This window comes from Pseudundibacterium arcticum, from assembly GCF_042646465.1.
In the GTDB taxonomy this organism is placed as follows: domain Bacteria; phylum Pseudomonadota; class Gammaproteobacteria; order Burkholderiales; family Burkholderiaceae_D; genus Undibacterium_A; species Undibacterium_A arcticum.
This window is the reverse complement of the sequence record NZ_JBHRTP010000003.1, coordinates 18,318-39,178: the sequence shown is the minus strand read 5'-3', so window position 1 is coordinate 39,178 and position 20,861 is coordinate 18,318. Positions and strand designations below refer to the sequence as shown.

Below are 20,861 nucleotides of genomic sequence, written 5' to 3'. Positions count from 1 at the left end.
TCCCATTAGAGCCCAACAGCACACCACGGTCTGCCGACATTTAATCGACACCCGCAATCGAATCAGCTGTCGCCGATACCCAGCGTGGCCACGCTGTTGAGTATGATACGCACCAGTTCAGTCTGGCGTGTTACATCCGTCTTCGAGAAAATCGCCCGCAAATGTGCGCGTGCAGTGTTGCGGCGTATCCCTAACTCTTCGGCAGCCTCTTCCAACGACAAGCCGTTTGCCAGCTGCATCGCCAGATTCGTCTCGGCCGGTGTAAAGCTGAATAGTTGCCTGACGATGTCATGCGGCGCTTGCGCCTTGTGTTCGGGGTCCCGAATGTAGATCACGGCCGCCGGCCGCGACGTCCCTTCCGACCATTCGCTCAACGGCACACTGTGCACCACCACACCGAGGTTGCGCAGTCCAGAGTTACGCGTGACCGAAATCGCATCCACCACCGCAGCTACTTTTTGATTGCCATGTCGCACCAAGGCGTTCTTGATCAGGCGCTGTAATTCGCGGTTATCCGCCGCGTGGGTCGCATGCGGCATGTTATTGGCAATCCGCATCCCGTCGCTGGCACGCAGAATCGTGTCCGCCATCGCATTGGTCTGCAACACGCGGCCATTTTCATCGAGAATGACGGTGCCGACCATCAGGCGATCCATCGCACCCGCATACAGCCGTCGCTCCGATTCAATCAGGTCCAGTTGCCCGTGCAGGTGCACCGCGCGCTTGAAATGTGGTAACAACAGCGTACAAAATGCCTTGTCGCGCTCGGAAAAATCGGGGGCATTCAGCGAGCGACAGACGCGCAGGCGACACTCGACTCCGTCATCGGTGCGAATGTCGGCACCCATCAGATGATGGACGTCAACCGGCGCCAGAAACTCTTGGTAAAACGGGGATGCCACCCAGCGCGATTCGCTCATGATTTCGCTGGTCGTCACCACTTTCTCAGACGGCAAACCGATGAACGGGTCCATCGCATAATAATGGCTGTGATAGGAAATCAATCCTTCCGACGTCACGTCGCCGACAGTAACCATCAGGCCTTGGTCACCCGGTCTGGGAGAACGCAGAATCAGGGTCACATAATTGGCGCCCAGTTCGGACCGCATACGGCCGAGGATTTTTTGCCAAGGAATAGTCTCGAGCAAGCCATCATAGATCGCCCCCACCAACTCACTAAATGTTTCTAATGGAAAATTCGTTACAGCATTTTTCATTCAGACAATTCCGTGCCAACCAATGATCAGTGAAAATGACGATGCAGCCGTCATTTTCACTGTCTACAGTTATGTCAGGCAACTGCTTTCAGGTTGAATACACGGCGTGCGCTCATGGATTCCGGCACCTCGGCCTCATCCACATAAAACTGCTGATACCAGTCACGCAATTGATAGACAGGACCATCTGCTTCACACAGCAGCGGATTGTCGATGCGCGTTTTATTGTGCCAGATTTCCACGTCTTCATAAAAGGCTTCTTGCGCCAATTTGACGTATTGCATTGCGGCTTCTTTGTTTTGCTCTTCGGAAAGGCCAGCGAATTTTCGTACCAATACACCAAAGCGCAGCTCAAAACTATTCAGGTCGATCGGAACATGGCAATTCAGCAAGATGGAATCGACCGGATATCCATTCATCTCCCCCTGCATCACGGTGATCTGGTAAGACGGACCGTAATAGGTGGAGGTATTGGTCAATACGCCATCGGCTGACAAACGCGGGCTTTTGCTTTCCATGACTTGCGTCGCAATATGGCCTTCAAACGCATTGCTGAAATCGGTAACCTTTGCGCCATGCACAGTAGCAAAATGGGCCATGTCGGAAACATTGTCGATCAGTTCACGACAGTTAGTCTGAATCACCATCTTATCGATAGCCCATGCCGTCCACTCATCCGAAAAGCAGGCATCGATGCGGGGGATCGCCACTTCAGGCGGCGGCGGATTACCTGCCGGATCATTCCAAACAAACAACAGATGATTTTGTTCAGCGGTCGGCCAACTAGTGATGCGTGCTTTGGGTGGGACCCGCTTGCAATAAGGAATTTCCTGACACACACCATCTGCACCCCATCGCCAGTCATGAAACGGGCAGGCAAGCGTGTCGCCCTTGACCGTGCCCCGGCTCAGATCGGCTCCCATGTGTGGGCAATACGAATCCAGGATACTGATATCGCCGCTTTCGCCCTGAAAGGCCACCAGGCGTTTGCCAAAGATATTCAGCGTGTGCGGCTTGCCATCCTTGTAGTCTTGCGCCAAGCCCAGACAGTGCCAGCCACGTGCGTAGCGCGGCTCTAGCGGTCGCGCCTCAATTTTGTAACCTCTTGCCATTTTTTTGTCTCCTTTAGCCATCGATGTCGCAATGGTTACAAATTAAGGGCGCGACCCACTATTTTCATCGTCCTTTCGGACGATGCCGCCCAACTCAGCTGGATAGATAGTGGCGGCAAGCCTTTAATTGGAGCAGTCCCATGTCACATTCACTCCCCTGCGCGGTTGTCACTGGCGCAGCCAGCGGAATTGGTCGCGCGATCGCCTATGCGCTGGCCAGCCGTGGTATCAACCTGGTATTGGCCGACATCGATACCGCTGGCTTGAAGCAGACCGGTTTGCACATTATCGAATTGGCACCCTCGATACGCACGCTGGAACTGACGACCAATCTAGCCGATCCGGCCCACATTAGCGCGCTGTGCGAGCGCTCGTTCGATACTTTCAGTCGCGTCGACTGGCTCTACAACTGCGCTGGCATGCTGGTCAGCGGGCCAAGCTGGGAGCTCGATGACGCTAGTTGGGCGCGCGTGCTCGATGTCAATTTATGGAGTGCGATCCGCACCGCGCGCGCCTTTGTGCCGCGCATGATCCAGCAGGGATCCGGCCACATTGTAAATATCGCCTCCTTGGCTGGCCTGCTGGTTGGCCCATGGCTGGCGCCGTACACCGTTTCCAAACACGGCATGGTCGCGTTGAGCGAAACCATGCATCAGGAGTTCACGGCACTTGGTTTGCCGCTGAAGATGTCGATCGTCTGCCCTGGACCAGTCAACACCGGCATTTTCCGCAATCTGCCAGCGGAAGATGCAAACCAGCAAGTCGCTGGTGCCAACCATTATTTGCGCGACATGAACACCGTCGGCATGACGCCAGATGAGCTGGCCCGGATCGTCCTGGCCGGTGTGGACGCCGACAAACTGTGGATTTATCCGCACGCCGACATTCTTAAAGGGGCGCTGCAGCAGCGGATGGAAATCCTGCTGGCAGTCGAGTAACCCCGTCTCTCATTTATTCAGGAGCAGCATTCATGGCAATTGACCCGCAAGCCCAAGGCATCCTCGCGATGTTTGCCGGTTTTCCGGAACCGGATTATTCCACCCTGGATGTAACTGCTTACCGTGCGATCGATGCGCAACGCAGCGTGCCCTCACTCAACGAGGCAGTGAGCCATATCGCCGACCATGTGATCACCGCTCCGGCCGGACCAATGACACTGCGCTTGTATCACCCTGCCCCGGGCAGCGTGTTGCCCGCGATCGTCTTTTTTCACGGCGGCGGCTGGGTGTCTTGCGGGCTCGACACGCACGACAACCTGTGTCGTCGGCTGGCCAACCTGAGCGGATGCGCGGTGATTTCGGTCGACTATCGACTCGCGCCTGAAGCAGCGTTCCCCGGCCCAGTCGACGATGGGTGCGCGGCGCTGCGCTGGATTCACGGAAAGGCAAGCACATTCGGCATCAACCCTGGGCGTCTGGCCGTTGCAGGCGACAGTGCCGGCGGCAATCTGGCGGCGGCATGCGCCCAGTTATCGCTCGACCCGACATTGGAACTGCCTAAGCTGTCGCACCAGTTGCTGTTCTATCCGGTCATCGATGCAGCATGCGACACACCCTCCTTCGATACTTATGCGACCGGCTATCTGCTCACCAACAATCTCATGAAATGGTTTTGGCAACAGTACTTGCGCGTTCCCGCTGACGCTGAGGACCCGCGCGCTTGCCCGCTGCGCGCCACCAGTTTTTCCGGCTTGGCGAGCGCCACTATCATCACCGCCGAATACGACCCGCTGCGTGATGAAGGTGAAGCCTATGCGGCACGCTTGCGTCAGGATGGCGTACCGGTTCAGCTTAAATGCTGGGACGGTGTCTTCCATGGCTTTGCCAGCATGGTCGGGATCATGCAAGCGGCGGACGATGCCTTGGCGCTGGGTGCCAAGGCAGTTGGTCTGGCCCTTACGGAGTAATACGATGTCAACCCAATCCATACGTACACTGATTGAAGCCATCCGTACTGGTGGCATGGTAGTCCTGGTCGAAGACAACGAGGCCGATAGCGAAGGCGTTGTCGTGATGGCGGCCGATGCCGCCACCGAATCCGCGATCAACTTCATGGCGCGCGAGGCACGTGGCCTGATTTGCCTGGGGCTGCCAGAAACGCGATGCAAGGAACTGGAGGTGCCGGCGATGGTGCCGACAGCGGCGCGCCAACGTACCCGCTTTGCGGTCTCGATCGAGGCGAAGCACGGCGTCACTACCGGCATTTCCGCAGCAGATCGGGCCCTCACCATGCAGCTGGCCGCAGCATCAAAAACCACTGCCCACGATCTGGTTCAACCGGGCCATGTGTTTCCAATCATGGCAGCGCCCGATGGCGTAATGCGCCACGCCGGTTTTGCCGAAGCAGCCTGCGACCTGGCGCATCTGGCCGGCCACAGCGCAGCCGGGGCCGTCGTCAGCATCCTGGACGAGGACGGCGAAAGCGCGCGCGGCGCGGCCGTAGCGGCATTCGCGAAACAGCATGGCCTGCCGTTTTCCAGCCTCACCGAGCTGATCCATCATCGCATCCTGACTGAGGGCCTGATCGCGCGCACCCGGGAACGGACGCTACAAACCAGCTATGGCGAGTTTCGCCTGATCGCCTACCACGACACCATCATGAACGCGGTACACCTGGCACTGGTGCGTGGCGAGGTCAACAGTACGGTCGACAGCGAGCCGCCGCTGGTGCGCGTACAGGGTGTGGAAGCGCTGCGCGATGTGCTCGATGCCGATTTCACGTTTGGGCCGCGCTACTGGAATGCGAAGCGCGCACTGGCACACATTGCCCAGGCCGATCGCGGCGTGCTGGTGTTGCTGGCGCGCGAGGAAGGCGCCAATGAAGTATTGCAAGACATAGAGCGCTACACCTCGACCGACACCCCGCGCGCGCCGCTATTTGCGCAGCGCACGCTGGGAGTCGGCGCGCAGATCTTGCGGGATTTGGGGGTGCGGCGCATGCGCCTGATGAGCCATACGGTGCCTTACCGGGCGGTAGCAGGTTTTGATCTCGAAGTCGCCGAGTTCGTGCCGTTCGAGCAGCAATGAACGCGCAATGCGGGCCGGCCGCGGCATCAAGCCCCGGCCCGCATGCTACATATCAACGACGTGAGCGCAGCACCTGATCCAGCATGTGCTCCACCGTCAGCAACCGGGTCGACTGGTATGCGCTCAAATCCGGGCAAACGTTGATGGCGCGCACCACCCAATCGTCATGGTGCTCGCCGACATCGAGCACATTGATGCAGCCCGGTTGCTGCTCGAGACGTCCCAGATGCGCTTTCCCGCCAGTCAATGCGTGCGAGATCAGCGCACCGTTCACCAGTCCATGTAGCACCAGCAAAGCGGTATCCCAATCCGGGTCGGCACGTAAAGTATTCAATGCCGGCACGATCCGGTTTTGCAACTCGGCTACCGACTCGCCGCCCAAAAAACGCTCTTCTAGTGCAACGCTGGTATGCGTCATCGCCAACAGCCCAACCGACAGCCGATCCGTCGAGATTGCATCAGGGTGTCCGCTGCGCATTTCACGCAGCGCTTCCCATGCGTCCGGCTGTACCGGTTGCCCATAGGCAGCGGTCACCCGTTCGGCGGTCTCGATGGTCCGCGGCAAAGAACTGGAAATGACGCGATCGAAACGCGCGACGCCCAGCGAAGAAAAATAACGGCCAGCCGCATCCGCTTGAGCCCGCCCTTTCTCGCTCAGGGCAACCAAATCCAGATCGGCCACAGGCTGGCCATCGGTACCAAAATAAGCGACATCGCCATGCCGCATTAGATAAATGCGCCGGCGCTTGGTCGCGCCGTGTTGATTGCTAGTTAATGTGCTCTGCACTGGAGTTCATCCTGAGTATTGATCCGGCACGATTAACTCTTGACTATTTTTTTTGACACTGCTTGCGGAATCGCCAAAATCAATCGAGATATATTCGTATCGGATCATTAATATGTTGGGATAGGTTTCACATCAGTAACGTGAACCTGGTGTAAAAATATCTACCGTCGCAACGGTAGCCCTCATTTTACGCCTGGCGCTCTCCCAACTCTCTTATCAGGCTGTGTTGTCCAATTCAGGCACTGGCACGGACATCATCCAGCGCGATATGATCGGCCGCCAGCATGCCGAATGTCATTGCCGGCCCAATCGTGGACCCTGCGCCTGGGTAACTCGTGCCCATCACGGCTGCGCTGCAATTGCCGATAGCATACAAACCTTCTATCGCAACACCGGCTTGTGTCAGCACCCGAGCATGCTCGTCGGTCGTCAGGCCGCCCTTGGTGCCGATGTCACCGGGAACCAGGCGCAGCGCATAGAACGGCGCTTTTTCCAGCGGCGCCAGACAGGGGTTGGGTTTAACCGTGGTATCGCCGTAATAGGTGTCAAAGCAGTTGCCACCCTTGCCGAATTGACTGTCCACACCTTTGATTGCATCCGCATTCGTGCGGGCCACCGTCTCTTGCAGGCCAACCGGGTCGACCCCGATCTGCGCTGCCAGCGCGTCCAGCGTGTCGGCACGATGGACGATCTGGCGTACCTCTTGCGGCAAACGGCTATCCGGCACGAACGAGCCGGGAAACAGTGGGCCACAAGGATAATTCCGGCGGAAGCGCGCATCGAACACCAGCCAGGCCGGGATCGTGCCGCCCTCTTCTGCCTGCTTGCGGTACATGATTTGCACAAAGTCAGTATAGGCGATATTTTCGTTCAGAAAACGTTTGCCTTTGGCATCCACCACCACGCTGCCCGGCAGCGCACGCTCGACAAACAGTGGATGCGCTTGCGGCTGGCCCGGCACTTGCAGGGCCGGCACACCCCACATGTATTGCATCAAGTCCAGCCCGGCACCGACCGCCTCGCCAGCGCGAATTGCATCACCGGTATTCGCGTGCGGCGGCGTCACGCTCCACTCGGCGCGCGACGGTTGTGGCAGATACTTGTCCCGCATTGCCTGATTCCACTCGAAACCGCCGGCGGCCAGAATCACGCCACGGCGTGCGCTAATCTGCACGACTGCACCATCTCGCTCCACCTGCACGCCGACGGCGCGGCCATCTTTGATGACCAGATCGCGTAATGGCGTATTCAACCACAATGGAATCCCGCGTTCTTGCAACGATACGCGCAGGCTACCGACCAATGCGGCACCCAGCGTCAAGCGGCGGTCGCGGCGAGAGCGCAAACGCCACGGCAGATCGCTCCAGTAACGCACCATGACCGTCAGCGCCAGCCCGACCCAGCCGCGATGCTTGCCTAGCATCTTGCGCGCCTCGGTCTGCGTCATCGACATCCGGCCGCCGACCAGCGTGGCAGCTAGTGGCGGCCGCTGCTTGATGAATTCGGCACCGACCCGGGCCGCATCAAACGGCTTCGGATCGAGGGAACGGAACCCTGGTTTGGCGCCAGGACGGTCCTGGAAGTAATCGGCATATTCCGGCAACGGCACAAAGCGCACCTGTGTCTTGTCGTGCAGATAGCGCACCATGCGCGGGCCGTGTTTCAGATAAGCGCGCACGCGCGCTTCCGACATGTGTTCACCGACGCAAGCGCGCACATAGGTGAGTGCCTCATCAAAGCTATCCTTGGCACCGGCCGCTTCGCCCACGTGGTTACAGGGAATCCAGATACCGCCACCCGAGATCGCCGTGGTACCGCCATACACGTCACACTTTTCGACGACCAATACCGACAAGCCGTTATCGGCGGCGCGGCAGGCCGCCAACATCGCGCCACCACCGGAGCCGACCACCACCACATCATATTCAGTGGTTTCTGGCGAGCCGCTGGAATTATTTGCTTTGTGACTGGAGCTCATCATTGTCAACTTTCGATGGTTTGGTAAGCGCCACTGACCTTAATGGCTGGCTTGCGGACAGGTGTATGCAGCAGGCCGACCGCCAGCGCCGGCAACAGGAAGATCGAACCCAGCACGTTGACCAGGAACATGAACGCCAGCAACACGCCCATGTCAGCCTGGAACTTGAGCGCCGAGAAGACCCAGGTGCCGACCCCGATCGACATCGTCAGCGCAGTGAACAGCGCAGCGGTACCGCGCTGGCGCATCGCCTCGTAGAACGCCACCCGGAAATCCTGGCCGCACTCCTGCATCTGGTGCTGGATGCGCTCGTACAGATAGATCCCGTAATCGACACCGACGCCAACACCGAGCGCGATCACCGGCAGCGTCGATACTTTAAGGCCGATACCCAACAAGGTCATCAACGCGTTGCACAAAATCGACACCAGCACCAGCGGCACGACGATGCACAGCACCGCCTGCCAGGAACGGAAAGTCAGGAAACACAGCAGCGCGATAGCACCGAAAATTGCCAGCAGCATACCAACTTCCGCCTGTTCCACCGCTTCGTTGGTGGCCGCCATCACGCCGACGTTGCCGCCCGCCAGACGGAAGCTGACGTTCGCGGTTTTTTCGCTGCCGATGAAGCGCTTGATCTCGCTCACGATATGCGCAATGGTGGTGCCCTCGTGGTTATTGGTGTAGACCAGCACCTGAATCGCCCTGCAGTTCTCGGTATTCATCCCATAGTCGGGATTGAAGCTGCCCGCACCTTGCGCCAGTCCTGGGCCGGTGCGCGGCAACGCTTGCCAACGCGGGTTGCCCTCGTTGAAAGCGGCAATCGTCACTTTGGCGAGCTTCGGCACGCTGACGACAGAGCGCACGCCGGCTACGCCGCGCATGAAAATCTCAAAACGTTCGATCGAACTCATCACCGGATACTGCAGGCAGGCATCGCCCTCAACCTTGGCTTCCACTACCACGGTCAGCACATCGATGCCGATGTTGTACTCGCTGGTGACTGCGGCATTGTCGCGGTTATAGCGTGCCGTTTCGCGCAATTCGGGTACCCCATCGCCGATGTCGCCGGTTTTCAAATGGTGTGCCTTATAGGAGCCCGCCACCAGCAAGACTGCACTGATAGCCAACACCACCCATGCGGTGCGCGGCTCAGCGGCAGATGACAGCGCCCACCACAAGCGGCTGCGTTGCGGTGCCTGCCCCTTGACCGTGCGTACCAGCTGGTTGCTGCTGGTATAGGACAGCAGGATCGGCAGGAACATCTTGTTGGTGAGGATCATCAGCAACACGCCGAGACATGCCGTCACCCCCAGTTCACGCACGATATCGATCTTGATATACATGATCACCAAAAAGCCAAGCGCATTGGTGAGCAATGCAACGGTGCCCGGCACAAACAATTTGCGGAATGCATCGCGTGCGGCTTCAACCGAAGTGGCACCGCCCAGCGCGGCTTGCCGCCAGGCGTTAATCATCTGCACCGCATGTGATACGCCGATGGAGAAAATCAGAAACGGCACCAAAATCGACATCGGGTCGATCCCGTAACCAATCAAGGGCAAGATACCCAGCAACCACATCACGGGCAATAGCGCCACCGTCAGCGCCAACAGCGTCATGCGGCCTGAGCGGGTATAGAAGAACAGCAAAGCGGCGGTAATCACAAAGGCAATGCCAAAGAAAGCCATCACGCCGTTGATGCCATCGACCACATCACCGACCACCTTGGCAAAGCCGATGATATTGACTTCGATTTTGTCATTACCCAACTTGGCACGAAGCTGCTCGAGCTTGCGCGCCACCTCGGCGTAATCGAGCTTGCGTCCGGTACTGGGGTCAATCTCGCGCAACTCGGCCCGCACCATCGCGCCCTTCAGGTCGTTCGCAACCAATTGCCCGATTTGCCCTGAACGGGCCACATTGCGGCGCACCGCATCTAGCTCATCGAGCTGCGCCGAAAAGCGTGCCGGCACGACAACGTCACCGTAGAAGCCAGCCTCCGTCACTTCGGTGTAGCGCACATTCGGCGTAAACAAGGAAAAGACGCGCCCACGCTCAACCCCAGGCAGAAAAAAAACTTCATCGGTTGCTGAGCGCAAGGCATCGAGGAATTGCTTGTTGTAGACATCTCCCTCACCCTTCCAGCGCAGGTTGACCATGATCCGGTTGGCACCAGAAAAAGCGCGCGTGTACTCGGTAAAAGTCTGCATATAGGGGTGCTGCAAGGGCACCATCTTGGCAAAACCCGGGTCAAGCCGCACCCGCGTAGCGGAAGCAGCCAACAATACCGTCAGCGCAAGGAAAACCCACAACAGCAGACGGCGGCGGCGGAGCAGAAAATCGGCACAAACTTCAATGAACGAAGTCAGGCGTTGGTTGGAGAACAGGCTCATGATTGGCTTCTCATCGCAAATAATTCAGATTCGTACAAGGAATGGCGTCGCGGGGGCTTACAGCGCTTTAGGTTCAATCCCAGCTTCGCCGCTGACCAGTGCCCGGGCTGGCGCAATTTGGATGATGCTGGTCAAGCTCGCCATCCCGCCGATACTATGAATGCGAAAGTGCTTGCCATGATCGTCTGACAGCAATACCGCGCCGCCTTGACCGACCAGCGCGATGCGACCACTATCAAACTTGATACCTCCGAAAAAAGAAGTCTGCAAGCCGGTGTCGATACGTTCCCAGGTCGCGCCAAAATCCTCAGTGCGGAAAACGTTGCCGCGCATCCCATACACCAGCCAGATATCAGCCGACAGTGCCAGCGCCCCGAACAAAGACCCTTTGTAAGGCAGCGCCAGCGTTTCCCATTGCGCGCCGCCATTGCTCGAACGCAGTAGCGTGCCGTTCTCGCCGGTCAACATCAGGCGCCCTTTAGGGCCGGCGGTCAACGCGTTAAGATGCGCTTCGCCCACCGCCGGTAAAGGTGATGGCTCCCAATGCGCGCCGGCATCGTGTGACACCAGAAATTTGCCGAAGCTGCCCACCGCGTACAAGGTGGCGGCAGATGCCCCGCCTGTGCCGCCCGCGCTGGCCACCCCCAGCAATGGCTCGGAACGCTGTTCATCGAAACGCACCTGGTGCCAATTGGCACCGCCATCGTCGGTCTTGACGATCCAGCCGTCATGACCGACGGCCACGCCATGTTGGGCATCGATAAACAGGAGCTGGTTCAGGGTCGAACCGGTTTGCGGCTGGACCACAGCGTCGCGCCAGTGCGCACCATCATCGTCACTGAGCAAAATATGGCCTGCCTCGCCCACTGCCACCAGACGCTTGCCGACCTGGACCAGACCGTTGATCTGCAAACGATCCGCACGAATTGCCGTCGCAGCGAACGGCGGCAGCGGACGCGGCGAAAAGGCATAAACCGCAGCAGCAGCCGCTGCCACCACCATTGCCAGGCTCGCCAGTCGAATTGCTTTAGACATCTTGTCTCCTTTGCGGCTATGTAATCCGCATTTAATATTTATGGTTACAACGCAACCGTTACAATACCTCGGTTACAACACCTCGGTTACAACACTTCGAACAATGCCGCAGCACCCATTCCGCCGCCGATGCACATCGTCACGACGACATAGTTGATTCCGCGACGCTTACCTTCGAGCAATGCATGACCCACCATGCGCGCCCCCGACATCCCGAACGGATGACCAATCGCAATCGCACCACCATTCACGTTCAGCCGATCCTGCGCAATCCCCAACTGGTCGCGGCAGTAAATCACCTGGCAGGCAAACGCTTCATTCAATTCCCACAGGCCGATATCGGCAACGGTCAGACCATGCTTTTTCAATAGTTTAGGAATCGCAAATACCGGTCCGATCCCCATTTCATCCGCGCCGCAGCCGGCCACCGCCATGCCACGATAGGCACCCAGCTGGGGCAGCCCACGTCGTTCGGCCTCAGCACGACTGGTCAATACACAGGCCGATGCGCCATCGGACAGCTGCGAGGCATTGCCGGCCGTGATGAATTGACCCTCTTTCACCCACTGGCCGTTTTGCCATACCGGTTTCAGGTTGGCCAGGCTCTCGGCACTGATATCGGCACGATTGCACTCATCGCGTGTCAATGTTACTTGTTCCGTGCCGGTCTGGTTGCCCTCCTTGTCGAACAACGCCTTATTGACCGTCAGAGGCACAATCTCGTCATCAAACAAGCCGTCGCGTTGCGCGCGGGCAATGCGCTGCTGGCTCAGCAATGCGTAGTCGTCTTGCGCGGCACGCGAGATGCCATAGCGCTGCGAGACAATCTCCGCGGTTTCGATCATCGGAATATAGGCCGTCGGATCTGCTGCCAGCACCGCCTGCGATTGGCTGCGGTAGGCGTTTTTGAATTTGTTTTGCGTCAGCGAAATGGATTCGACGCCACCGGCGATCGCGATCTCGATTTCGCCGCACATGATGGATTTCGCCGCGCTGGCAATCGCCATCAGGCCGGACGAGCACATCCGGTCCATCGCCATGCCTGGCACGGTCGCCGGCAATCCGGCGGCGAGCGCGCTCAGGCGGCCGATGTTGTAGCCTTGGGTGCCCTGTTGCGCGGCGGCGCCCATCAATACGTCTTCCACTTCTTCCGGTGCGATGCCCGGCACCCGCGCCAGCGCGGCGCGTATCACATGCCCGCCCAGTTGCGGCGCTTCGGTATCATTGAACGCGCCACGAAATGCCTTGCCAATCGGGGTACGGGCGGTGGAAACAATCACGGCTTCTTGCATGGTTAGTATCTTTCAGTAAGCGCCAACAAACGATGAATCAAGCAAAAAAATAACGGCTGATGGTGTCGGCGACACAGCCAGGTTTGGTGCTGCCTTCAATTTCCACCGTCACACGCACGGTGGCTTGTACGCCATTGCCATCCATCGGCTCGGCGCGCAACAGTTCGCACACCCCGCGGATACGCGCGCCGACCGGAACCGGGGCCGGGAAACGGATGCGGTCACAGCCGTAATTGACACCCATCTTCAGGTTCTCGACGCCGACCACTTGCGGCAAGAACAGGTTGACCAGCGACAGCGACAGGTAGCCATGGGCGATGCAGGCCCCGAATGGACCGGACTTCGCGCGCTCTGGATCGACGTGGATCCATTGATGGTCGCCGGTGGCATCGGCAAACAGGTCGATGCGATCCTGCTCGACCGTGATCCATTCGCTGGCGCCGAGCGGCTGTCCGGCCATCGCGAAGAAGTCAGCCGGCTTGCGGAATGTCATGGTCATAAGTAGATGCTCTGGTCAGGCGTGCTGGCTGCTGACGGACACGATTTCGCCGGCCATATAGGACGCATAATCACTGGCCAGGAACATCATCACGTTGGCCACTTCCCATACTTCCGCCGCACGGCCGAAGGCTTCCTTCGATGCCAGTTGCTCTAGCAGTTCCTGCGGCGCACTCTTGCGCAAGAAGTCATGCAACGCGATGCTCGGCGCCACCGCATTGATGCGGATGCCGAATTCCGCCGCTTCCAGTGCGCTGCAGCGGGTCAGCGCCATCACGCCGGCTTTCGCGGCCGCGTAGTGGGCTTGTTCCTTCTGCGCGCGCCAGCCGAGCACCGAGGCGTTGTTGACGATCACACCGCGACGCCGCGGCTGCATCCGTTTCAGCATCGCGCGCGTCATGCGGAACGTGCCGGTCAGCGTGATGTCCAGCACGCGATTCCATTCTTCATCGCTCATGTCGACCACGCGGCGCGAACCGCCGAGGCCGGCGTTGTTGATCAGCACGTCGACGCCGCCCAGCTTGTTTTCCGCGGCATCGATCAATGCCTGCACTTCGGCTTCGTTGGTCACATTGCACGGCTGGCCATAGATCGCTTCCAGACCGGTCTCGCTGCGCAGGCGTTCGACCGCGGCAACCAGACGGCCCTCGTGGATGTCGGAAATCATCAACGCCCGGCAACCTTCTTCGGCGCTACGCCGTGCCGCCGCAAAACCAATGCCGCCCCCCGCCGCGGCAGTGATCAAAACCGTCTTCCCTTCCAGCAGGCGATGTCCCTTTACATAGGCAGGCACTGCGGCAGACGTCACTACTTGGGATTCATTCATGTTTATCCTCTTGCTTCCTTGGGCATGCCGAGACCGCGCTCGGCAATGATGTTCAGTTGAATTTCGTTGGTACCGGCGTAAATCGTGTCGGAGCGGGTGAACATGAACAAGCCTTGCAGCCGTGAACGGCGACCATCGTCGGCTACCACCAGGTTGCCTTCGGCACCCAGCACGTCCATTGCCAGCTCGCCCAGCGCGCGGTGCCAGTTCGACCAGTAATATTTGTAGATCAGCGTTTCGCGCCGCAACTGGCCATCGCTGTCGCCGGAAAGCATGCGTAGCGCGTTGTAGCGCATCGTGCGTAAGCCAGCCCAGGCTTGCGCGATCCGGCGGCGCAGTGCCGGCTGTTGCAGGCTGCCGTTGTCGCCGGCGGCAGCGATCACCATCTCGAGCTCGTGCCGAAAATGCATTTGCTGGCCCAGCGTCGACAAACCGCGCTCGAAACCGAGCAAGGCCATCGCAATCTTCCAGCCCTCTCCCGGCGCGCCGACCACATCCCTCGCCGCTGCACGCGCACCGTCGAAGAACACTTCGTTGAACTCGGCCGAACCGCTGATCTGGCGAATCGGGCGAATGTCCACGCCGGGCTGGTCCAGCGGCATCAGCAAAAAGATCAAGCCACGGTTGCCGCGCGAACCCGCTTCGCAGCGCGCCAGCACAAAGATCCATTCGGATTCATGCGCCAGTGAAGTCCACACTTTCTGGCCGGTGACGATCCAGTCGCCGGTCTCCGGGTCTTGCACCGCGCGCGTTTGCACGTTGGCCAGGTCGGAGCCGGCGTTCGGCTCCGAGTAACCCTGGCACCAGAACACGCTGCCGTTCTGGATGCCGGGCAGCAAACGCTGCTTCTGGTCTTCGGTACCGTACGCGATCAGGGTCGGGCCAATCAGACCTTCGCCGATATGGCCCATCCGGCCCGGGCCGCCCGCGCGCGCGTATTCTTCGTGGTAAATGACTTGCTGCGCAAGTGACAGGCCGCGCCCGCCGTGCTGTTGCGGCCAGCCGACGCAGGTCCAGCGTCCTTCGGCCAGCGTTTGCTCCCAGGCTTTGCGCTGATGCGGGAAAGCATCTTCGTCGCCCGGCCCGCCACGATGGCGCAAGGGCAGGAAATCGCCGCTTAAATTGGCTTGCATCCATTGTGCAAATTCGGCACGGAAACCCTCATCGGCGTGATCCTGTTCTGCCGAAGAAGCCGAACCCCTGGATTCGACCGCATCCTCGCCGTGATCGCCGGTGTTACATAAGTGTTCGGCAATCCGCTGATAACAGGCTTCATCGTCGCCAAACCAGGTGCGTGCGGCTTGCGCCCGCTTGAAATACAGATGCGGGTCATATTCCCAGGTAAAGCCGACACCGCCATGCAGCTGGATCGCTTCCTGGGCGCAGAAGAACAGCGCATCGTTGGCGGCGCTCTTGGCGCAGGCGACTTCCAGCGCCAGCTGGTCCAGTCCAACATCTGTGGTCGCTGCGCGCGCCGCGCCATACACCGTTGAACGCGCCGACTCCAGCTTGATCATCATTTCGGCACAGCGATGCTTGACCGCCTGGAACGAGGCGATGATCCGCCCGAATTGCGTCCGTTCATTGATATACGCCAGCGTCAGGTCCAAGCACTGCTGGGCGCTGCCGACCTGTTCTGCCGCCATGGCCAGTGCTGCCAACGTACCGGCCCACTGCAGACCAGCGTGTAATGTTTCTGAAGCATCGATACGGGCATCTGCTTCCAGCCGTACATTGCTCAGCGTCAAGCGAGCGATACCGCGCGTGGTATCGAGCGTGGTCAATGACTGAATGCCTACGCCTTGCGTGCGCGCATCCAGCGCAAACATGCCGAACACGTCGTCGGCATCGGATAAGCATGCCGGTACCAGCAGCAGTTCGGCCTCGGCGCCCCCCAGCACCTGCGGCACGATGCCGTTCAGCACATAGAAATCATCGACCCGCTGCGCCATCACGGTACAAGCGGAGGGTTCCCAGCCGGCCGGTGTCGGAAAGGCCAGCGCTGCAGTCAACGCACCGCTGGCGAGGGCTGGCAGATAGCGCTGCTGCGCTGACGCATGGGCGGCATATTGCAGCGCGTCTGCCGCCAGACAGGCGCTGGCCAGATACGGCACCGCCGGCAAGCGGCGACCAAGCTGTTCCATCAGCAACGCGCGCTCGACCTGGGTCAGCCCCATGCCATCCAGATCTTCCGGGATGGTCAGGCTGCACCAGCCCATGTCTTCGCGGATCGCGCGCCATAACTCGGTGTCATAGCCGGCATCGCTCTCCAGCGCGCGCCGCAGCGCGGCGGAATCGCTTTGCTCGGCCAAAAACGATTCGGCCGCATCACGGATCATTTCCTGATCGGAGTCGAGTCTAAAATCCATCGCCGGCCGCCATCAACTGCCGAAAACTTTTTGCGCGGGCTGCGCTTGGTCGATCAGAGCGCTCACCGCTGCCCCCACCTCCGCCGGTTGCCAGCGCGCGCCCTTGTCCTGCTGCACGCCGCTGCGCCAGCCATCAGCCAGGCCGATCATGCCGCCGGCCACTTCAAACATGCGGCCCGTGACATGGCCTGAAGCGGCGCTGCCCAGCCATACCAGCAGCGGCGCCACATTCGCCGGAGCAAAGTAGTCGAAGGCGTCCCCTTCGGGTTTTTTCATCACGTCGGCAAACACGTCTTCGGTCATGCCGGTGCGCGCCACCGGCGCCAGGCCGTTGGCCGTGATGCCGTAGCGCCCCAGTTCGGCCGCCTGCACCAGCGTCAATGCCGCAATCCCGGCCTTGGCGGCGGAATAATTGGATTGTCCGACCGAGCCCTGCAAGCCGGCACCGGAACTGGTGTTGATGATGCGGCCACCGACCTTGTTGCCAGCCTTGGCGGCATCGCGCCAGCGCCGCGCCAGTACGTTGGCCAGACAGAAATGGCCTTTCAGATGGACCCGCATCACGTCGTCCCAATCCGCCTCGCTCAGGCTGACGAACATGCGGTCGCGGCAAATGCCGGCATTATTGACAAGCACGTGCACTTCGCCGAAAGCAGCACAAGCCGCCTCGACGATGCGCTCGGCACTGGCCATGTCGGTGATGTCACCGTCGTTCGCCAGCGCCTGCCCGCCTTGTGCGCGAATCTCTGCACAGACCGCTTCGGCCGCTGCATGGCGAATGTCGTTGACCACCACGTTGGCGCCCTCGGCCGCAAACGCGAGCGCATAAGCGCGCCCCAGGCCGCCGCCCGCGCCGGTGACGATAACGTTACGATTTTCGCAAATGCCCATAGTGCCCATACGTATTCCTTAAAGACGTTCAATAATCGTGACGTTGGCGAGCCCGCCGCCTTCGCACATGGTTTGCAAGCCATAGCGTCCACCAGTACGTTCCAGCTCATGCAGCAGCGTGGTCATCAGGCGCGCACCGGTGGCGCCGAGCGGATGGCCCAGCGCAATCGCACCGCCGTTGACGTTGGTGCGGGCATGGGCATAGCCGGTTTCCTTCAGCCATGCCTGCGCGACCGACGCGAAAGCTTCATTGATTTCGACCAGGTCGATGTCTTCCCACTGCAGGCCGCACTGCTTGAGCGCGCGTTGGGTGGCGGCAATCGGCGCGGTCAGCATCCAGATCGGATCGTCGCCCATCACGGAGAGGTGGTGGATGCGTGCCCGCGGTGTCAGGTTGTAGCGTTTCAAGGCCGCTTCGGAAACCACCAGCAGCGCGGCCGAGGAATCGCAGGTCTGGCTCGACACAGCGGCAGTCAGCCAACTGCCCGGTTCCAGCGGTTCCAGCGTTGCCATTTTTTCCAGCGAAGTTTCGCGGGGTGTCTCGTCGTGCGCCAGGCCTTGAAACGGCACGATCTCGTGCGCGAAACGGCCTTCGGCCGTCGCTCTCAATGCGCGCGCATGACTTTCCAGCGCGTATTGCTCCATCGCTTCGCGCGAACAATTCCAGTGCTCCGCAATTTTTTGCGCTGCATAGAATTGCGATACTGGTTGCGTGCCAAAGCGCTCGCGCCAGCCGGTGCTGCCGGAGAACGGGTCGCTAAAGCCCAGCGGTTGCGCTGCGATCATCGCCGAGGAGATCGGAATCTGGCTCATGGTCTGGACACCGCCGGCGATCACCACGTCTTGCGTGCCGCTCATCACCGCTTGCGCGGCGAAGTGCACCGCTTGTTGCGACGAGCCGCATTGCCGATCGATCGTCACGCCGGGCACGGTCAGCGGTAAACCGGCAGCCAGCCACGAAGAACGGGCGATATTGCCGGCCAGCGGGCCTATCGTGTCGACGCAACCGAAGATCACATCGTCGTAATCCTCGGCCGGAATCGCATTACGCTCGACCAGCGCCTTCAGCACGAAGCCACCCAGATCGGCGGGGTGAACCTGCGCCAGACTGCCGCGGCGCTTGCCGGTTGGTGTGCGCAGTGCATCTACAATATAAGCTTCCGATTTTTGCACCGAATTTTTCACAAGCGTCATTCCTCAAAAGTACAGCCGGGACCGAGCGCAGCGCCCGACTCCAGCACGAAGGCACGCGTGCGCGCCAAATGAAAACTCCGATCGCCCCAGGCTGCATCCAGCGCCCACGCCATCTTCATGAAAATCTGCAAATCCAGTTCCCAGGTATAGCCCATCGCGCCGTGCACCTGGATCCCGTGCCGCGCCGCCAACTGGGCGGCCTCGGCTGCCGCGATCTTGGCGTGCGACACATGGGCTGCACGGAACGGTGCACCATGCGCCATCGCGTGCGCCGCGCGATACACCACCGGGCGCGCGAATTCGAGCTTGATGGCGACGTCGGCCAGATGATGTTTCACCGCTTGGTAAGAGCCGACCGGTTTGCCGAACTGCTTGCGCTGTGCGGTATAGTCGATCGACAGATCCAGCATGCGCTGCGTCAAGCCCAGCAACTGGGCCGCGGAGGCCAATGCGCCGCGATTGAACGCTTCTGCGCACAAGACGTCGGCATCGGATGAAATGCAGCTGCGTTCATCGCGCTCCCAATTCACGGTGAACAAGCGACGCGAGGGATCGACGCTCGGTTGCGCGGTAAGTCGGGCGAGTTGTGGTGGCACCGCGTACAGCTTGCCGCCACGCGACAACAGCATCAGGCTGGCCTGATCGGCATCGGCCACCAGTGGGCTATGTGGATGCGCCAGTGCGATACGGGCGCTGCCATCGGCGATTTTGGCCAGCCACTGGTTACGGAAGTCGCTTTCCGGCAAGGCCGCAATCAGCCCGGCACCGGTCCAGGCGGACTCCAGCAGCGGCTCTGGCAATGCGTGGTAGCCGCACTCCTGCGCAATCAAGACCCAGTCAATATCATTCAAACCCATGCCGCCGTGCGCTTCCGGCACCGATAACCCGGTCAATCCCTGTGCCGCGAGCAGGTTCCACAACTCGCGCGAACGGCCCGACGGACGCGTCCATAGCTCGCGAATCAGCTCCGGCGAGACTTCGTTCATCAGAAATTTGCGCACGCTGTCGACCAGCATGGTTTGATCTTCTTTGAAAGTAAAATCCATAGTCTTCTTTCTTCAGCCAACTCTTAAGAGCGTGGCATGCCGAGCATGCGTTCGGCCACGATGTTGCGCTGGATTTCATTGGTGCCGGCATAGATCGGGCCAGACTGCGCGAACATGAATCCTTCCAGCCAGCGGCCATGTTCCAGCGCCAGCGGTGCTTCGCCGGTCAACTCGGCGAATGGTCCGGCCAGGCGTTGCGCGGTTTCATGCATGCGGATATCCAGTTCCGACCAAAACACTTTATTGGTGCTCGATTCGGCCCCGATATGGCCACCCTTTTGCAGCCTGCTGGCAGTCGCGTAGGTCGATAGCGCATACGCTTCGGCATCCATCCAGGCGCGTGCAACGGCTTCGCCCAGCACCGGATCGGCGGCACCTTCTGCCTGGCGCTTGCGATACAGGCTGGCCAGCGCGCGTGCGGTCTCCTGGAAGCGCGCCGGCGAACGCAGCATCAGGCCGCGTTCAAAGCCGGCAGTAGCCATCGCCACCTGCCAACCGGCCCCTTCATCGCCGAGCCGGTTTTCCAGCGGCACGCGGACGTTGTCGAAGAAGATTTCGGCAAAGCCGGTCTGGCCATTCAACTGCTTGATTGGGCGCACGGTAATGCCCGGCGTCTTCAGCGGCATCAGCAGAAACGACAGGCCCTGGTGGCGTTTCGATTCGGGGTCGGTACGGAACAAGCCGAAGATCCAGTCGGCCCAGACCGCGCGGGTCGACCAGATTTTCTGACCATTCACGACATAGCTGTCACCGTCTTGTATCGCAGTGCAACGGATGGCCGCCATATCGGAACCGGCACCCGGCTCCGACCAGGCTTGGGCCCAGACCTCGTCGCCCGCCGCCATGCGCGGCAAGAAACGGGATTTTTGCTCGGCAGTGCCAAAATCCATCAGGGTCGGGCCGAGCAGGAAAATGCCATTCTGGTTGACCCGCAACGGTGCGCCGGCGCGCCAGTATTCTTCTTCAAAAATCAGCCATTCGATCAAGTCGCAGCCGCGCCCGCCCAAGGCTTCCGGCCAGGTGACCATGCTCCAGCGCCCCGAATGCAGGGTGCGCTCCCAGCCCCGATGTTCTGCGAACCCTTCCGCAGTATCGAAGCTCTGTAGCGGCTTGGTGGGGACGTGTTGCTGCAGCCAGCTGCGAATCTCGGCGCGAAACGCCTTTTGGCGGTCGGTATAAGCAAGGTTCATGGAT

17 protein-coding genes and 1 pseudogene are annotated in these 20,861 nt (G+C 60.1%); 3 read left to right on the top strand and 15 right to left on the bottom strand.

Annotated features, from left to right (window positions below):
- Positions 1-62: 62 nt before the first annotated feature.
- Both ACFOFO_RS01035 and ACFOFO_RS01030 read right to left on the bottom strand, forming a co-directional pair.
- Positions 63-1,217: a helix-turn-helix transcriptional regulator gene (locus ACFOFO_RS01035; RefSeq protein ID WP_390330589.1), complete on the bottom strand. Its 1,155-nt coding sequence runs from the start codon at positions 1,215-1,217 to the stop codon at positions 63-65.
- Between the two features lie 74 nt (positions 1,218-1,291).
- Positions 1,292-2,329, bottom strand: a complete 1,038-nt coding sequence (locus tag ACFOFO_RS01030) for a Rieske 2Fe-2S domain-containing protein (protein ID WP_390330587.1) — start codon at positions 2,327-2,329, stop codon at positions 1,292-1,294.
- 140 nt (positions 2,330-2,469) lie between these two features.
- Here ACFOFO_RS01030 and ACFOFO_RS01025 point away from each other — a divergent pair, with 140 nt between their 5' ends.
- From ACFOFO_RS01025 to ACFOFO_RS01015, 3 genes are read left to right on the top strand one after another with little or no spacing between them, the layout of a single operon-like run.
- Entirely contained in the window at positions 2,470-3,267 is a 798-nt protein-coding gene (locus tag ACFOFO_RS01025; RefSeq protein ID WP_390325143.1) for an SDR family NAD(P)-dependent oxidoreductase, read from the top strand.
- A gap of 32 nt (positions 3,268-3,299) precedes the next feature.
- Positions 3,300-4,235, top strand: coding sequence for an alpha/beta hydrolase (locus tag ACFOFO_RS01020; protein ID WP_390330584.1), 936 nt, complete (start codon positions 3,300-3,302; stop codon positions 4,233-4,235).
- Between the two features lie 4 nt (positions 4,236-4,239).
- Complete coding sequence (locus ACFOFO_RS01015; protein ID WP_390330582.1) at positions 4,240-5,355, top strand: 3,4-dihydroxy-2-butanone-4-phosphate synthase; 1,116 nt, start codon at positions 4,240-4,242, stop codon at positions 5,353-5,355.
- A gap of 52 nt (positions 5,356-5,407) precedes the next feature.
- Here ACFOFO_RS01015 and ACFOFO_RS01010 read toward each other — a convergent pair whose 3' ends face one another.
- The 13 genes and pseudogenes from ACFOFO_RS01010 to ACFOFO_RS00950 all read right to left on the bottom strand — a co-directional run bounded on the left by ACFOFO_RS01010 (position 5,408) and on the right by ACFOFO_RS00950 (position 20,857).
- Positions 5,408-6,082: a histidine phosphatase family protein gene (locus tag ACFOFO_RS01010; protein ID WP_390330640.1), complete on the bottom strand. Its 675-nt coding sequence runs from the start codon at positions 6,080-6,082 to the stop codon at positions 5,408-5,410.
- A 295-nt stretch (positions 6,083-6,377) separates the two neighbouring features.
- On the bottom strand, positions 6,378-8,123 hold the full coding sequence (locus tag ACFOFO_RS01005; protein WP_390330580.1) for an FAD-dependent oxidoreductase: 1,746 nt from the start codon (positions 8,121-8,123) through the stop codon (positions 6,378-6,380).
- A gap of 2 nt (positions 8,124-8,125) precedes the next feature.
- On the bottom strand, positions 8,126-10,516 hold the full coding sequence (locus tag ACFOFO_RS01000; protein WP_390330578.1) for an efflux RND transporter permease subunit: 2,391 nt from the start codon (positions 10,514-10,516) through the stop codon (positions 8,126-8,128).
- A gap of 57 nt (positions 10,517-10,573) precedes the next feature.
- A complete protein-coding gene (locus tag ACFOFO_RS00995) occupies positions 10,574-11,551 on the bottom strand; it encodes a WD40/YVTN/BNR-like repeat-containing protein (RefSeq protein WP_390325148.1) in 978 nt (325 codons plus the stop codon).
- A gap of 86 nt (positions 11,552-11,637) precedes the next feature.
- A complete protein-coding gene (locus ACFOFO_RS00990; protein WP_390330576.1) occupies positions 11,638-12,843 on the bottom strand; it encodes an acetyl-CoA C-acyltransferase in 1,206 nt (401 codons plus the stop codon).
- Between the two features lie 37 nt (positions 12,844-12,880).
- Entirely contained in the window at positions 12,881-13,342 is a 462-nt protein-coding gene (locus tag ACFOFO_RS00985; RefSeq protein ID WP_390325149.1) for a MaoC family dehydratase, read from the bottom strand.
- 15 nt (positions 13,343-13,357) lie between these two features.
- Positions 13,358-14,167, bottom strand: a complete 810-nt coding sequence (locus ACFOFO_RS00980) for an SDR family oxidoreductase (RefSeq protein ID WP_390325151.1) — start codon at positions 14,165-14,167, stop codon at positions 13,358-13,360.
- 2 nt (positions 14,168-14,169) lie between these two features.
- Positions 14,170-15,300, bottom strand: coding sequence for an acyl-CoA dehydrogenase family protein (locus tag ACFOFO_RS00975; RefSeq protein WP_390328120.1), 1,131 nt, complete (start codon positions 15,298-15,300; stop codon positions 14,170-14,172).
- A gap of 120 nt (positions 15,301-15,420) precedes the next feature.
- A pseudogene (locus ACFOFO_RS00970) lies at positions 15,421-16,506 on the bottom strand (acyl-CoA dehydrogenase family protein); the annotation flags it as partial.
- A 42-nt stretch (positions 16,507-16,548) separates the two neighbouring features.
- Positions 16,549-17,427, bottom strand: coding sequence for an SDR family oxidoreductase (locus tag ACFOFO_RS00965; RefSeq protein WP_390328122.1), 879 nt, complete (start codon positions 17,425-17,427; stop codon positions 16,549-16,551).
- 18 nt (positions 17,428-17,445) lie between these two features.
- Entirely contained in the window at positions 17,446-18,612 is a 1,167-nt protein-coding gene (locus tag ACFOFO_RS00960) for an acetyl-CoA C-acetyltransferase (RefSeq protein WP_390325153.1), read from the bottom strand.
- A gap of 5 nt (positions 18,613-18,617) precedes the next feature.
- Complete coding sequence (locus ACFOFO_RS00955; protein WP_390325154.1) at positions 18,618-19,667, bottom strand: acyl-CoA dehydrogenase family protein; 1,050 nt, start codon at positions 19,665-19,667, stop codon at positions 18,618-18,620.
- A 23-nt stretch (positions 19,668-19,690) separates the two neighbouring features.
- Positions 19,691-20,857, bottom strand: a complete 1,167-nt coding sequence (locus tag ACFOFO_RS00950; protein WP_390325156.1) for an acyl-CoA dehydrogenase family protein — start codon at positions 20,855-20,857, stop codon at positions 19,691-19,693.
- Between the last annotated feature and the right edge of the window lie 4 nt (positions 20,858-20,861).